General features: G+C 64.0%; 14 protein-coding genes. 5 read left to right on the top strand and 9 right to left on the bottom strand.

Translation table 11 applies throughout. The features are described from left to right. Positions 1-50 precede the first annotated feature (50 nt). The gene (locus ACIQ3Q_RS12545; protein ID WP_396269418.1) at positions 51-1877 is read left to right on the top strand and encodes a methyl-accepting chemotaxis protein; all 1827 of its coding nucleotides are present in this window, start codon (positions 51-53) and stop codon (positions 1875-1877) included. A gap of 1 nt (position 1878) precedes the next feature. Here the strand turns inward: ACIQ3Q_RS12545 and ACIQ3Q_RS12540 are convergent, their stop codons facing one another. The 5 genes from ACIQ3Q_RS12540 to ACIQ3Q_RS12520 are packed head-to-tail and all read right to left on the bottom strand — an operon-like array spanning position 1879 to position 5987. Then, positions 1879-2799, bottom strand: a complete 921-nt coding sequence (locus ACIQ3Q_RS12540; RefSeq protein WP_396269417.1) for a class I SAM-dependent methyltransferase — start codon at positions 2797-2799, stop codon at positions 1879-1881. A gap of 28 nt (positions 2800-2827) precedes the next feature. Beyond that, positions 2828-3994: a hypothetical protein gene (locus tag ACIQ3Q_RS12535; protein ID WP_396269416.1), complete on the bottom strand. Its 1167-nt coding sequence runs from the start codon at positions 3992-3994 to the stop codon at positions 2828-2830. Positions 3995-4028: 34 nt separating this feature from the next. Further along, a complete protein-coding gene (locus ACIQ3Q_RS12530) occupies positions 4029-4664 on the bottom strand; it encodes a glutathione S-transferase family protein (protein WP_396269415.1) in 636 nt (211 codons plus the stop codon). Further along, complete coding sequence (gene yghU / locus ACIQ3Q_RS12525; protein ID WP_396269414.1) at positions 4661-5539, bottom strand: glutathione-dependent disulfide-bond oxidoreductase; 879 nt, start codon at positions 5537-5539, stop codon at positions 4661-4663. The genes ACIQ3Q_RS12530 and yghU overlap by 4 nt, the downstream gene beginning before the upstream one ends. 7 nt (positions 5540-5546) lie before the next feature. Then, positions 5547-5987: an SRPBCC family protein gene (locus ACIQ3Q_RS12520; RefSeq protein WP_396269413.1), complete on the bottom strand. Its 441-nt coding sequence runs from the start codon at positions 5985-5987 to the stop codon at positions 5547-5549. A 141-nt stretch (positions 5988-6128) separates the two neighbouring features. Between ACIQ3Q_RS12520 and ACIQ3Q_RS12515 the strand changes: the two genes are divergently transcribed. Next, positions 6129-6749, top strand: a complete 621-nt coding sequence (locus ACIQ3Q_RS12515; protein WP_396269412.1) for a hypothetical protein — start codon at positions 6129-6131, stop codon at positions 6747-6749. Between the two features lie 10 nt (positions 6750-6759). On the opposite strand, the gene ACIQ3Q_RS12510 is transcribed toward ACIQ3Q_RS12515, so the two are convergent. After that, the gene (locus ACIQ3Q_RS12510) at positions 6760-7746 is read right to left on the bottom strand and encodes a Bug family tripartite tricarboxylate transporter substrate binding protein (protein WP_396269411.1); all 987 of its coding nucleotides are present in this window, start codon (positions 7744-7746) and stop codon (positions 6760-6762) included. A 138-nt stretch (positions 7747-7884) separates the two neighbouring features. Here ACIQ3Q_RS12510 and ACIQ3Q_RS12505 point away from each other — a divergent pair, with 138 nt between their 5' ends. Together ACIQ3Q_RS12505 and ACIQ3Q_RS12500 are read left to right on the top strand one after the other, a co-directional pair. Further along, positions 7885-8457, top strand: a complete 573-nt coding sequence (locus ACIQ3Q_RS12505) for a chromate transporter (protein WP_396269410.1) — start codon at positions 7885-7887, stop codon at positions 8455-8457. Then, positions 8454-9035, top strand: a complete 582-nt coding sequence (locus ACIQ3Q_RS12500; protein WP_396269409.1) for a chromate transporter — start codon at positions 8454-8456, stop codon at positions 9033-9035. Before ACIQ3Q_RS12505 ends, ACIQ3Q_RS12500 begins: the two co-directional genes overlap by 4 nt. 5 nt (positions 9036-9040) lie before the next feature. Here the strand turns inward: ACIQ3Q_RS12500 and ACIQ3Q_RS12495 are convergent, their stop codons facing one another. Then, on the bottom strand, positions 9041-9643 hold the full coding sequence (locus tag ACIQ3Q_RS12495; RefSeq protein WP_396269408.1) for an ATP-binding cassette domain-containing protein: 603 nt from the start codon (positions 9641-9643) through the stop codon (positions 9041-9043). A 76-nt stretch (positions 9644-9719) separates the two neighbouring features. Between ACIQ3Q_RS12495 and nagZ the strand changes: the two genes are divergently transcribed. After that, positions 9720-10787, top strand: coding sequence for a beta-N-acetylhexosaminidase (gene nagZ / locus ACIQ3Q_RS12490; RefSeq protein ID WP_396269407.1), 1068 nt, complete (start codon positions 9720-9722; stop codon positions 10785-10787). A 206-nt stretch (positions 10788-10993) separates the two neighbouring features. Here the strand turns inward: nagZ and ACIQ3Q_RS12485 are convergent, their stop codons facing one another. Next, positions 10994-13960, bottom strand: a complete 2967-nt coding sequence (locus ACIQ3Q_RS12485; RefSeq protein WP_396269406.1) for a ribonuclease E/G — start codon at positions 13958-13960, stop codon at positions 10994-10996. Positions 13961-14147: 187 nt separating this feature from the next. Next, entirely contained in the window at positions 14148-14327 is a 180-nt protein-coding gene (locus ACIQ3Q_RS12480) for a hypothetical protein (RefSeq protein ID WP_396269405.1), read from the bottom strand. Positions 14328-14651: the final 324 nt, after the last annotated feature.

Raw genomic sequence — 14651 nt, 5'->3', positions numbered from 1 at the left:
CCATCTCGGTTGAGCCGGTGTCCAGATTTATAGATAAGAAGTTGCTGTTGATGATTGTTGCTCTCCGATCTTTGCGCGGCCGCATGGTGGCTGCGACGGGTGTGCTGATGTTGCTGAGTTTGCTCAGTTTGGCCGCCTACAACGCCTTTGCCGCCAATGCCGCAGCCATGCATGCCTTGCGCGATGAAGCCTTCTCTATCGGGCAGGCCCATGTCGGTGGAGTGACAGAGTGGTTGGACTCGCACGCTGCGGTAGTGGAGTCTTTGGCGCCAGCCGTGGATGACCCAGACCCTACGGGCAAGCTGCTGCAGGCGGCCCAGTCGGGCGGCTTTGAGATCACCCACTTCGGCTATGCAGACAAGCGCTACGTCAGTTCCAAGCTGGCGGGCATGCCACCCGAATACGACCCGACCCGTCAGCCTTGGTATCAGCAGGCAGCGCAGTCAGACCAAGTGGAGCTGACCGAGCCCCATCTGGATGCGACGAGCGGCCATCTGATGGTGGGCTTTGGCAAGGCGATCCATCAACAAGGACGGGTCTATGCTGTGGTGGCTGCCGATGCCTCTTTGGCGAATGTGAGCAAGAGCGTCTCGAAGATTCAGCCCACGCCTTTGAGCTACGGCTTCATCGTCTCTCGCACCGGCAAGGTGGTGGCGCACCGCGATCCAGGCCAACTTCAAAAGGCCGCCACCGAACTGAGCCCTGTGTTGACGGCTGATTGGCTCAGCGGCACTGACAAGTCCCTGTTGGAGGCTCGCATCGGCGAGCACGACATGCTGTTGACGGCGCAAGCCATTGGTGACTCGGGCTGGAGCCTGGTGGTGGCCATGCACCGTGATGAATCTTTGGCGGAAATCCATGCCTTGATTTGGAAGTCCATGATCGGCGGTGTCTTGCTATCTGTGCTGTGCGTGCTGCTACTGGGCAGCCTGGTGGCCAGCCAGTTGCGGGGCTTGGGCCGCTTGCGCGATGCCATGCGGGAGGTGGCGCAAGGCGATGGTGATCTGACCCGTCGCCTCACACAGGAGGGCCGAGACGAGCTCTCTGAGATTGCGCATGATTTCAACCAGTTTGTCGGCAAGATCCGAGGCACATTGGTAGAGATACGTGCCACCAGTGAGTCGGTGCGCATCGCGGCGTCGGAGATTGCTGTGGGCAATCTGGATCTGTCAAATCGCACCGAACACACGGCCTCAAATTTGCAAGACACGGCCAGCTTCATGGCGCAGATGACAGACCGTGTCATTCACTCCGCAGATGTGGCGCTTCAAGCCACGCAGTTGGCCCGATCTGCCGCCGAAGCCGCCGAGCGAGGCGGTGAGGCGGTGGGCAGGGTGGTCAACAGCATGGAGCGGATGTCGGACAGCTCTAAGCGCATCTCCGAGATCATTGGGGTGATCGACTGCATTGCTTTTCAGACCAACATCCTGGCCTTGAACGCCGCCGTAGAAGCGGCCCGCGCTGGCGAACAGGGCCGAGGGTTTGCCGTGGTGGCAGCGGAGGTGCGCAGCTTGGCGCAGCGCTCAGCAGTGGCAGCCAGAGAGATCAAGGGCTTGATCGATACCTCGGTGAACCATGTCGAGGCGGGGGCTGCGCAGGTGTACCGTACGGGCGAGGTCATGCAAGACATTGTGGCTGGGGTGCGCCGCGTAGCGGACTTGATTGGTGACATTGCCGAGGGCGCGCGCGAGCAGCGTGATGGCTTGGCCCAGGTGAACCAGTCGGTGACCCAGCTCGATCAAATGACCCAGCAAAACGCAGCCTTGGTGGAGCAATCCGCCGCCGCCGCCGCCAGCTTGAACGAGCAAGCCACACGGCTGGCCTCTTCCGTGGGCGGCTTTCGCACCGGCCAAGAGGCCAGCGCTGCGTTGGCGTGAATCAGGCTTGGCGTGCAAACACCAGCACCTTCAAGGCCCGGTCTTCATCGACATCCGCAAACACTGCGGGGTTGGCCACGCGCGTCACCAACTGAAAGCCTGGGGCTTCTTGTTGCACCAGGTTCAACAGAAACTGGGGGCTCAACTCCGGCGCGTTCAGGGCCAAGAGCGCGTGTCCGCCTGGGGGCACTAAGTCGGGCAGGCGTCGCACCAGGCGGGCATAGTCTTTGCTGGCCACAAAGCTGCCCTTTTGGTAGCTGGGCGGGTCGGCGATCACCAGGTCATAAGGGCCTCGCCGGGTGATCTTGCCCCAAGAGCTGAAGATGTCATGCGGCATGAAGGCCGTGCCCTCTTGCACGCCGTTCAGCTCATGGTTGCGTTGGCCCTGGGCCAGCGGCCCCTTGGCCATGTCAAAGTTCAACACAGAGCCCGCGCCCGCCAGCCGCGCCACTACCGAAAACGCACAGGTGTAGGCAAACAGGTTCAGCACCCGGCCGCGCGGGTGAGCCTGTGCCCAGCGCTGCACCCATTGGCGGCCCGCAGCCATGTCCAGAAAAAGGCCGTGGTTTTGGCCGCGCAGCAGGTGCACCTCATAGCGCGCGCCGTGTTCACTCACGATGTGCGGCGTGGGTACGCTGCCCGCCATCAGTCGGTTGTGGGGGCGGTACTCATCTCGGTGCTGAAAGACCCAATTCAAGGGCTGGCCCGGAGCCAGCTCAGCCCAGCGGGCGGCCAGCGCTTTGCCGACCTGGGCCAACTCCTCGTCAGTGACCGGCGCAAAGCTGGTCAGCAGCCAGACCGGTGGATAGAAATCGAGTGACCACTGCTCGCTGCCCAGGTGCAAGCCGCCGCGCCCATGAAAAACGCGGCAGGACTCGGTGGGCAAGGGCAGGGCGGCGATGGTGTCGAGTAGAGCGTGCATCGTGTGGCGACCTAGGCTGACAGCGCGCTCAGCGTGCCGCCACCGTTTCGATCAGCTCGTGGCGGCCCAGGGTGGTCTTGCGGCCATCTTGCCAATGGGTCAGTTCATAACCGTTGGTGTAGAGCAGTTGCCCACTGGCCAGCACATCAAAGCCCGCCACATGGTTGGCCACAATTTGCAGCTGGCGGCCGGGCGGTTGGCGAACCAGCTCCCAACTGCCCGGTACCAAATGGCCCGCATAACCCGGGTCGTTGCGGACCTTGCTGAGCTCGATCATCCGGCCATGCAGCCAGAGCCGACCCAGGTCTTGGTCCAGCTCTGGGGTGCGCGGGCCACCGGCCGAACGCAGCGGCTCTTTGCCATACAGCATGGAGAAGATATTGAGGAAGCCAAACACCGCCTTGATGAGCCGGATGGGCATCATCACGGTGTCGAGCAAGGCGTTGCTTGCGCGCTCGGTGGGAGGCTTTTCAATAGGGCGGCGGATGGCATAGAGCGTGCCGTCTGCGCCCATCTTCGGCGCGATGAAGTCAAAGTGTTGGTCGTCCAACAGTGTTTCTAGTTGGCCGCTGCGGTAATCCAGCTTGCAGACCGTGGCGTGGCTGGCCGCCACCACATAGCCATGCTCGGGGTGCCGGGCCACCCCGGTGCTCTGGAACACAATGGTGCTGGCGCTGCCGGGAACGAGGGACGGCAAGCCGTCTTGGCTGTCACCGCCGGTGATGGCCCCTTTGAGGTTGCCGTCCTCGTCGTAGACCTCCAGTTGCGCCGTGCCATCGTTCATGCGCACCCCCAGCACCAAGCGCTGGTCGTGCGGGTTGTAGGCCAAGCCGTCGATGCTGAAGCCTGTGCGATGGAATAAGCGGACTTCGCGGTCCTCATCCAAATGTTGGCGGAACAGGCCTGTGGCTTCACCGACTTTGAGCACGTAATAGACCGTCTGCTCATTGGCGCCAAAGCAGGCCTGCAAAAACTTGGGCGGCGCCATCGCGCTGCTCTGCTGGGTGCCCCAGAGCGAACTGCTGGGAATGACGCCGTTCTGCTGCTCGCGGGGCGCGTGCTTCCACGAGGTGGTGCGACGGCTGCGCTCGTCGCGCTCTATCACCTCGCGCGCAAAGGCCGACACGATCTGGCGTGGGCTGCCTGCTCCGTCATGCAGCCACAACTCTCCCTTGGCAATGGCCAATGTTTTCATGCGCTCCTCCTATCTTGGTGGGCGCAGATGATAGCTAAAGTGCCATGGCAGGCCGTAGGGCCATCTCGGCGCGCCAGCGCAGCAGGTGCGGGTGTTGTTCGGCATCCGGCTTGACCTTGACCACCCGCGCAAAGTCCACCGCGACCACAGCGGTGATGTCGGCAATGCTGAACTGGTCGGCCGCCACAAAGCGTCGCCCCGCCAGGTGAGCGTTCAGGTCACTGAAGAACTGCTGCAGACGGTGCAGGCCGCGCTGGGCCAACTCAGGGATCTGGCCATAGTCCACCGGGCCGGGTAGCGCTCGGTTGGCCATGGCCGGGCTGCTGTTGCGCAGCGCCTCGGCAATCGCCATCAGGCCTTCAAACTCGGCTCGCCAGTGCCAACTGGCAATCTCGGCCTTGTCGGCCGGGCTGCGGCCCATCAGCGGGGGCTCGGGAAAGCGGGCTTCCAGGTAGGCGGCAATGGCAGCGTTGTCGGTCAGGACCAAGCCTTCATCGGTGCGCAAGGCAGGCACCGTGCACTGCGGGTTGATGGCGCGGAAGGCCTCGCCCAACTGCTCGCCTTGCCGCAGGTCGATGTGCACGGTTTCATGGGCCACGCCCTTCTCGGCCAACAAGATGCGAGCCCGGCGTGGGCTGGGCGCGGTGGCGCAGTCGTAGAGCGTGATCATGGCTGCGCGGCCTGCAGCTTGTCTTGCGTTTGGGTCTCGAAGTCGCTGGCTTCGTGCCGCTCATGCAGTTGGCTGGCGGGTTCACCGAAGGTGCGGTTGACCATGCGGCCACGCTGCACCGCCGGGCGCTGGGCGATGAGATCGGCCCAGCGTCGCACATAGGTGTACTCGTGGACCTGCAGGAACTCACCCGCGTTGTAGAGCACGCCCTTGACCAAGGCACCATACCAAGGCCAGGTGGCCATGTCGGCAATGCTGTAGTCCTCGCCCGCCAAATAGCTGTGGTGGGCCAGGTGCTTGTCCAACACGTCGAGTTGGCGCTTGACCTCCATGGCATAGCGGTCGATGGCGTACTCAATCTTGACCGGCGCGTAGGCATAGAAGTGCCCGAAGCCACCACCCAGGAAGGGCGCGCTGCCCATCTGCCAGAACAACCACGACAAGCAGGCGGTGCGCGCGGAGGGCTCGGCGGGCATGAAGGCGCCGAACTTCTCTGCCAAGTACATGAGGATGGCGCCCGATTCAAACACTCGCTGCGGCGCGGCCCCGCTGTGGTCCACCAGGGCGGGGATTTTGGAGTTGGGATTGGCCTCCACAAAGCCGCTGCCAAACTGCTCGCCCTGGTGAATGCGGATCAGCCAGGCGTCGTACTCGGCCCCGCTGTGGCTCAGGGCCAGCAGTTCCTCCAGCAAGATGGTGACTTTCACACCGTTGGGTGTGCCGAGCGAGTAAAGCTGCAAGGGGTGGCGGCCCATCGGCAGGGCTTGCTCGTGCGTGGCCCCGCTGATGGGGCGGTTGATGCTGGCAAAGGTGCCGCCATTGGCTTGGTTCCAGGTCCAGACGGCGGGTGGGGTGTAGGTGTTGGCGTCACTCATGGCGTGCTCACTCGACTACGGTTTCAACCAGCTTGCCCAGCAGCAGCAAAGACTCCTGCCAGCCCACATAACAAGCCTCGGCCGGAATCACATCCGGAATGCCCGCTTGCTCAATCCGCAGATCGGTTCCCAGTGACACGGCCTTCAAAGTGATGGTGACCTCGATGGTGCCCGGCAGGCTGGGGTCTTCAAATTGGTCGGTGTAGCGCAGACGCTCCTGCGGCACCAGCTCCAGGTACGTGCCTCCAAAGGCATGGCTGTGGCCGCTGCTGAAGTTGGTGAAGCTGATCCGAAAGCCGCCACCCACACGGGCGTCGAGGTGATGCACTTTGGCGGTGAAGCCGTTGGGTGACATCCACTTAGCAAGCGCATCGGCATCCAAGAAGGCGCGGTAAACGCGCTCAGGTGGCGCCTTCAAAACGCGGTGCAGGCTGACGGTAAAGGGCATGGGAGCTTCCTGTGAGGTGGCGCGCCTGAGCAGCGCGGGGTGGTGGCGGGATCATAGCCATGGCGCACTTAACTTGTGAGTGGGGCAGTCGATAGGAGCGATGTTTCGTCAACCACTTTCCACCCACTTCAGGACGGCCCCATGTCGCGCAACTTGACCACCCTCTCTATGGCCATGGTGTCTGCCGCTGTGCTGATGCTGGGCGCTTGCTCCGAGAAAGCAAGCCAATCTGCTGCGCCCAGCGCGGCCTCTGCGGCAGCCTCTGCCGTGGCCGCCGCACCGGACTTGGCGACCCAAATCATTGGCAAGTGGAAGTATGAAACCTCCATGCCCTTGCCGGATGAAGCAGATGCCAAGGATCAGGTCATCACCTTGCAGGGGGTGAGCGAGTATTTCCCCAGCAAGAGCTCGCAGTTCAAGGGCACGGGCACGGTCAAAGGCGTTCACCTGGATGACAAAGGGGGCAAGAGCCAACTCGACATCAAGTTCGACTTCCAGATGACGGGCGAGTGGAGCGTGAAGGACCGCTTGGTTTACGAGAAGACCATCGACACCCGCATGGTCGTGACCGGCTTCATCGTCAACGGCCAAGAGGTGAAGGACCCCGCCGTGCTGCAAGAGATGGAGAAGGAAATGGCCAAGTCCTTCATGCGCGGGGAGACCAGCACCTCCAAGACCTTGAGCATTGACGCCACGCGCTGGACCTACGAAGAGGACTTGGGCGAGGGCAAGATGGTCACCATCAGTGCCACTCGCGTTTAACGCTGGCCGCTCAATCGGGCTTGATCTTGGCCCGCTGCACCACGGCCTTCCAGCGCTGCTGCTCCTTGGTGATGAAGGCTGCAAAGTCGGCGGGGCTGCTGCCCACGGCCTGGGCCGCGTCGGCCGTGAGCTTGTCTTGTGAGCTTTGTTCCTTCACCGCCTTGATGGCGGCGTTGGCCACCTTGTCTGCCAAGCTGGGGTTGAGCGTGGAGGGCGCCATCAGGCCATACCACTGCGTCATCTCAAAGCCTGGCCAGCCTTGCTCGGCCACGGTGGGCACGTCAGGCAGTTGCGGGATGCGCTGAGGTGTGCCGGTGGCAATACAGCGCAGCTTGCCGGTCTTGATGAACTGCAAGACCGCAGGCGCACCGACCGAGGCCAGGTCCAGCCGCCCCGCCAGCAGGTCGGTGAGTTGCGGGCCGGTGCCACGGTAGGGCACATGCAGCATGAAGGTCTCGGTGACCATCTTCAGATACTCCATGGCCAGGTGCCCGGCGCTGCCGTTGCCCGCAGAGCCGTAGTTCAGCTTGGCGGGGTTCTTCTTGGCATAGGCGATCAGATCTTTCAGGTTCTTGACGGGCAGATCCGGGTGCACCAAGTAGAGGCTGGGCACTTTGGCCAGCAAGGTCAGCGGCCGGAAGTCCTTGTTGGGGTCATAGGGCAGCTTGTCGAACATATAGGGGTTCACGGCCAGGGTGCCGATGTGACCCAGGATCAATGTGTGCTCGTCGGTCGCGCGGGCCACTTCCTGCATGGCCACATTGCCAGCGGCGCCTGGTTTGTTCTCGACAAACACGCTCTGGCCCAGGTGCTTGCCCATCTCGTGCGCCGTGGTGCGGGCCACGATCTCGGAGCTGCCGCCCGGCGCAAAAGGCACCACCAGTCGCACCGGCTTGCTGGGCCAGGCTTGGGCGTGGGCGGAGGGCAGGATCAAGCCTGCAGCGCTGGCAGCGCTGGCTTGTAAAAGGGTGCGGCGGTCAATCAAGGCGTCAGACATGGATAGGGCTTTCTTGATGTGCAAGGCGATGTGTGCAGTGTCTCAAGTTTGCGGTGACCTCTACATCCGGCTTACCCGAAGGTGCTGCGCTGGCGTGACCCTTTAACATGGCCTTTTGTCGCCCCATTGCAGCCCCGCATGACACGCCCACCACCGACGCTCCCGCGCGACCCTGGCCCCTTGTTCTGGGCTTTTTCTTGGATGGCTTTGCAAGGCTTCGGCGGCGTGTTGACGGTGGCCCAGCGTGAACTGGTGGAACGAAGGGCTTGGTACACCCACGAGGGCTTTCTGGAGGATTGGGCCTTGGCCCAAGTGCTGCCCGGTCCCAATGTTTGCAATCTGGCCGTGGTGTTTGGCGGGCGCTGCTGCGGATGGCGAGGGGCTGCGGCCGCGCTTGCGGGCCTGCTCCTGTTCCCGCTGTGTTTGCTCTTGTTGGTGCTGGTGGCCTATCAAGAAGCGGCACAGTGGCCCGCAGTGGCTGGTGCGCTGCGCGGCATGATGGCGGTGGTGGTGGGCCTCATCGCGGGCGCTTGCCTCAAGCTGGCCAAGCCGCTGCTGAAGCACCCTATGGGCCCGCTGTGGTGCGCCGCTGTAGCGGGTGCGGCCTTGCTGGCCATTGCCTGGTGGCGGGTGCCGCTCGTGGCCTGCGTGTTTGGCCTGGGCGGGCTGGCTTGTGTGTGGACAGGCTGGCGCCTGAAGGGGGCCGCATGAGCCCGGCAGACTGGCTGCAATGGCTGGGATTCCAGCTTTCGCTGTCGGTGCTGGCCGTGGGCGGCGCGATGACGTTGGCCCCTGAATTGCATCGTTATTTGGTGACCGAGCATGGCTGGATCAGCGAGGTGCAGTTTGGCGCTGCCATCACGCTGGCCCAGGCCGCACCCGGCCCCAATGTGCTGTTCATCGCCGTTTTGGGCTGGCAGGTGGGCTGGGCGTCGGTGCCCGCAGCAGCAGGGCCGGTTTTGCAAGGCAGCCTCGCCGCCTTGGGCTTGTTGGTCGCCCTGCTCGGGGTGATGGCGCCCAGCACGGCTCTCACCTATGGCGCCAGCCGCTGGGTCCAGCGCCACCGCGAGCGCTTGGTGGTCCAAGCCTTCCAAAAAGGCATGGCCCCCATCGTGGTGGGTGTCATGCTCTCCACCGCGTGGCTGGTGGGTCAAAGTGCCGGCATCTGGGCTGAGCCCAAACTGGCGGCCTTGGCCGCCGTCAGCCTGCTGCTGGTGTGGCGCACGCAAGTTCACTTGCTGTGGTTGCTGGGCGCGGGGGCCTTGGCGGGCGCGATGGGGTGGGTGTGAGGGGGTCAGTCGCCCAAATCCACCACTGCGGCCATCTCTACACCCGCCAGCCCAGCGGGCAGCGCGTAGTCAGCGATGACCCAGATTTGCGCGCTGCTGTCCGCCGCGTCACTCAGCAGCTCGTCCAGCAGACGGCAAGAACGCATGTCCAGCGCGGCGTAGGGGGTGTCCAGCAGGACGAGGTCAGCTCCGCAGGCAGCGGCAGCCAGCAGCCCAACTTTGCGGCGGCTGCCTGCGGAGAGCATGTAAAAGGGCTTGGGCAGGTGTTCTGGCAGGCTGAAGGCCTCGCCCAAGGCGGCGGCGAGAGCGGGCTGCCAGGTGGGGTATCGCGCCTGTTGTTCGGCCAGCCAATCTTGGGCGGTGATGTTGTCGAGGGCCGGGTCCAAGGCGTGCTCGCCCCAGCAACTGAGTAGTGGCTTGATCAAGCGGCCACTCAGCGGCGTGCGCTGTTCAGCCAGCATCTGCAGCAGGCTGCTCTTGCCGCGCTGCTCGCCGCCACGCACCAGGTTCAAGCCGGGCCGCAGGGTGAAGCTGTGCGCCGGGCCAGCGGGCCACCAGCACAATTGCTCGGCGGTGATGAGGCGTTCGGGCTGGGCGTTCAGATTCATGGCGTGGCGAGGGAGCAATGCAGAGAATCCAGCGACTGTAAACAAAGCGGCTGTCATCCCTTGGTAGCATGCTGTCATGACTTCACGCCACGCCCCTGTCATTCTTGACATTGCCGGCCCGTCACTCCATGCCGACGACCGCCGCCGCCTTGCGCACCCTTTTACCGGGGGTGTCATTTTGTTTGCTCGCCATTGGCAAGACAGGCATCAGCTGACCAATTTGGTGGCCGAGATGAAGGCCATTCGCGAGGACTTGCTGGTGTGTGTGGACCACGAGGGCGGCCGCGTGCAGCGCTTCCGCACCGACGGCTTCACGCACATTCCACCCATGCGCCATTACGGCGAGATGTGGATGAAAGATGCGCTGACCGCCACGGATGCGGCCACCGCTGCGGGCTTTGTGTTGGCCAGTGAGCTGCGAGCCTGCGGCGTGGACTTGAGCTTCACGCCCGTGCTGGACCTCGATTGGGGCAGCAGCGGCGTGATCGGCGACCGCGCCTTCCATGCCGATGCCCGCGTGGTCACCATGCTGGCCAAGAGCCTGATGATGGGCTTGCTGCAGGCCGGCATGGCCAATTGCGGCAAGCACTTCCCCGGCCATGGCTTTGTGAAGGCGGACAGCCACACCGAGATTCCGGTGGACAAGCGCTCCAAGAAAGCGGTGCTGGGCGACGACGCCAAGCCCTATCAATGGCTGTCCAGCTCACTCAAGAGCGTGATGCCGGCCCACGTGATCTACCCCAAGGTCGACAGCCGTCCGGCAGGCTTCTCGGGCACCTGGTTGCAAGACATCTTGCGCGTGGACCTGGGCTTTACCGGCGCGGTGTTCAGCGACGACTTGAGCATGGAAGGCGCCCGTGTGCTGGACGGCAAGCCCGTCAGCTATGTGGAGGCGGGCGTGGCCGCACTCAACGCAGGCTGCGACATGGTGCTGCTGTGCAACCAAAGCCAGGTCAACGGTGGTCGTGCGGTGGATGAGTTGCTGGAAGGCTTGGCCAAGGGCGCTGCGCGCGGCCAATGGGCCACCAACCCGCACAGCGAATTGCGCCGTCGCGCCTTGTTGCCACAGACCGCACCCCTGCCCTGGGATGACCTGATGCGCCATGTGCCCTACCAGCAAGCGCTGGAGCGCATGGAAGGTTGATTCCGTCTCTAAATCATCCGTGTCTTTGTTGCTTCGCCTCGCCGTGCTATTGCACTGTCTTGGGCTTAGCGCCTAGGCATGACTGATTTGGGAACGGAATGCTCGCGGCCCTGCTGCGTGCGACCAAGCCATGAAAAAAGGCCGCTCTGAGAGTGGCCTTTTTGTTGGGCAGAGGGCGGGGCCGGTGATCGGCCCCACCGCACGGCTTACTGCTGCTGTTGTTGTTGCTGCTGTTGCACTTGCTGGTCAAACGGCAACACCAGTTGGCTGAGGTCCTTGCGGGTCTCGACCAGCACCAGCGGGCCTTCATCGACCACCACTAGGGGTGGGCGTTCGCGCGGCACATGCACGGGCTTGGGCTCAGCGGCGATGGCGGCTTGGGCTTCGCGGATCTTGTCGGCATCCGAGTTGACCCAGCTCAGGCCGGCGCCTTCGGCAATGCGCTGCAACTCGTCCATGGCCAGCACATAGGGCTCGACACGGACGGGCTCGCGGCGGGCTGCCGGGGCGGGGGCCGGTGCTGCTGCGACAGGGGCGGGCGCGGGGCTGGCCACCGGGGCGGGTGCTGGCGCAGCCACTGCGGCGGCCGGGGCCGGTGCAGCAGCGCCGTCAGCGCTTTCCCACCAGGGGCGCACAGCCGTGGCGTCGTCGGCCGAGGCATCAGCCGCCACCGGGGCGTCTTGCGCAGGGGCGGCTTCGTCGCGGCGCTCGCGGCGGGGGCGGTCACCACGGTCGCGGCCACGGCGGCGGCCACCGTCTTCACTGCCTTCGGCGGCAGGGGCGGCGTCCGGGCGGCTGCCTGCGTCCAGGCTTTCGGCTTCCGCAGTGCTCAACTCAGCTTGCGGCTGGGTGTCGCTGAAGTCGTCGCCCTCAGCGCGTGCGGCGTTGTCGTCGCGACCTTCTTCGCGGCCACCACGGCCACGGCGGCGGCGGCGGCGGCTGCGCTCGGCATCACTGCCAGCCTCAGGCGTGCTGCCGTCAGCCATGGGCACCAAAGCCAAAGCGTTGGCGTCTGCCGGTGTGGCGTCGGCGGCGGCTTCGGTTTGGCGGTTGCGGCGTTGGTTTTGGCCTTCGCTGCGCTCAGCGACCGGGGCATTTAGGCGGGCTGCATCAGCCTCTTCCGTGCCACGCTGCTGCTCGGGGCGGCGGTCGCCACGCTGGTCGCGGCGGCCACCGTCGCGGCGGCTGTTGCCACTGCTGCGTTGCTCGTCGCGGCTGCCTTCGGGCTTGTTCTCGACACGGCCTTGGCTGGGCTTGCTGTTGCGGTCGCCGCGCTCATTGCGCTCGCCACGCTCGCTGCGTTCACCGCCACGGTCGTTGCGGTCACGGCGGCCGTTACGAGACTTGCTGTCACGCTGGCCGTCGCGGCCACCGGCGGCCGGGGCTGCTTCAGGCGCCTTGGGAGCGGCCACCGGGGCGGGCGCTGCTGCGGGGCTGGCGCCACCGAACAGGCTCTTGAGCCAGCCGAAGAAGCCGCCACCGTTGGCCGGTGCTGCTGCGGGTGCAGCAGGCGCAGCCACGGCCACAGGGGCCGGTGCGGCCACGGGGGCGGGCGGCGGCACGATGGGCGCGGGCTGGTCGGGCAACACACCCTTGATGACCGGCTCTTGCTTGGGCTTGGCCTTTTCGCGGCGGGAGATGGCGACTTCGTCGTCCGGCTCCTCGATCATGGTGTAGCTGGCTTGCAGGTTTTCCAGACGCGGGTCGTCGTGGCGCAGGCGCTCTAGCTTGTAGTTCGGGGTCTCCAGGTGCTTGTTGGGCACCAGCAGCACGGTGGTGCGCTGCTTGAGTTCGATCTTGGTGATCTCGGTGCGCTTTTCGTTCAGCAAGAAGGAGGTCACTTCCACCGGCACTTGCACGTGCACGGCGGCGGTGTTTTCCTTCAGCGCCTCTTCTTGGATGATGCGCAGGATCTGCAGCGCCGAAGACTCGGTGTCGCGGATGTGGCCGGTGCCATTGCAGCGCGGGCAGGTGATGTGGCTGCCTTCCGAGAGCGCCGGACGCAGGCGCTGGCGGCTCAGCTCCAACAGGCCGAACTTGGAGATGGAGCTGAACTGCACGCGGGCGCGGTCAAAGCGCAGCGCGTCTTTCAGGCGCTGCTCGACCTCGCGGCGGTTCTTGCTCTCTTCCATGTCGATGAAGTCGACGACGATCAGGCCACCCAGGTCGCGCAGGCGGCACTGGCGGGCGATTTCATCGGCGGCTTCGAGGTTGGTGCGGGTGGCGGTCTCTTCGATATCGCTGCCACGGGTGGCGCGGGCCGAGTTGACGTCCACGGCCACCAAGGCCTCGGTGTGGTCGATCACGATGGCGCCGCCAGAAGGCAGGTTCACCGTGCGGCTGAAGGCCGTTTCAATCTGGTGTTCGATCTGGAAGCGGCTGAACAGCGGCGCGTCGTCGCGGTAGCGCTTCACACGCGAGGCCGATTCCGGCATCACGTGGTTCATGAACTGATGCGCTTGATCGAAGATGTCGTCGGTGTCGATCAAGATCTCGCCGATGTCGGCGGTGAAGTAATCGCGGATGGCGCGGATGACCAGCGACGATTCTTGGTAGATCAGGTAGGCACCCTTGCCCGCCTTGGACGCGCCGTCAATGGCGTCCCAGAGCTTGAGCAGGTAGTTCAGGTCCCATTGCAACTCGGCGGCCGTGCGGCCAATACCGGCGGTGCGGGCAATCAGGCTCATGCCCTTGGGATATTCGAGCTGGTCGAGGTTTTCTTTCAGCTCTTCGCGCTGCTCGCCTTCGATACGTCGGCTGACGCCACCGCCGCGCGGGTTATTGGGCATCAGCACCAAATAACGACCGGCCAGGCTGACAAAAGTGGTCAGGGCTGCGCCCTTGTTGCCACGCTCTTCTTTTTCGACCTGCACCAACAGCTCTTGGCCGTTGCTGATGACGTCGGAAATCTTGGCGTCGCGGACGTTGACGCCCTCTTTGAAATAGGACTTGGAGATTTCCTTGAACGGCAAAAAGCCGTGGCGGTCTTCACCGTAATCGACAAAGCAGGCTTCGAGCGAGGGCTCGACGCGGGTCACCACTGCCTTGTAGATATTGCCTTTACGTTGTTCGCGGCCTTCGATTTCGGTCTCGAAATCCAGCAGCTTCTGGCCATCGACGATGGCTAGGCGACGCTCTTCAGGTTGCGTCGCATTGATCAGCATGCGCTTCATGTGCACTCCTTCCACGCGTGCTGGCCTGAATGTTCACAGGCCAGCACAACTCACGTGAAGGCCCCGCACAGCAACTTGAGGTTGCCGGGCGAAGCCCCAACCGATGCACGAAAAACAAGTGTTGGCCGGTGGAAGGAATCGCCCTGGACTGCTTAAAAACTGCGGGGAAGCCTGAAAAACAGGCCGCTCAGCAAAGCAGCGTTGGCGCATGCGCGGAAGGTTTGCCCCAAGGCTCTCGCTGGCTCTCTCGCTCCAAGCCGGGCTTGTAGAGCGCCCGGCTTGGCCCACCGCAGCGCTCGGGCTCGGGCCACGTCGGCGCAATGCCGGGGCCTGCCATGGGCGGGTGGGGGTGGTGGAGGGAGTTCATGCAGGAGCGATGAAAACGAAACTTCTTTACGCGCGAGCCCGGCGCGCCCTGACACTTTGCGAAGTGCTGGGGCGCATCGTGCTCGTCAAAAACCTTTGGGTCTCCCGGCATGGCACAAAGCCCAAGCGCCGGGGACGGCACATCCATTGTTCTTCTGCCACCCTTGAATTTGCAGCCGACGGTCACATCGGGACCCGTCATTCCGCCTCTCCAAAAGGTGTTGCATCACCTTTTTCAATACGCTTTCCAGCGTACCGGCGCACGATATCCCTGTGAGAGCCCGGGTAAACTCAGAATAATCAAGCACTTACAGCTCAATCGTGG

It is taken from the genome of Ideonella sp. (assembly GCF_044358605.1).
In the GTDB taxonomy this organism is placed as follows: Bacteria; Pseudomonadota; Gammaproteobacteria; order Burkholderiales; family Burkholderiaceae_C; genus Ideonella.
The sequence above is the reverse complement of the archived record's forward strand: the minus strand, read 5'-3'. Positions and strand labels throughout refer to the sequence as shown.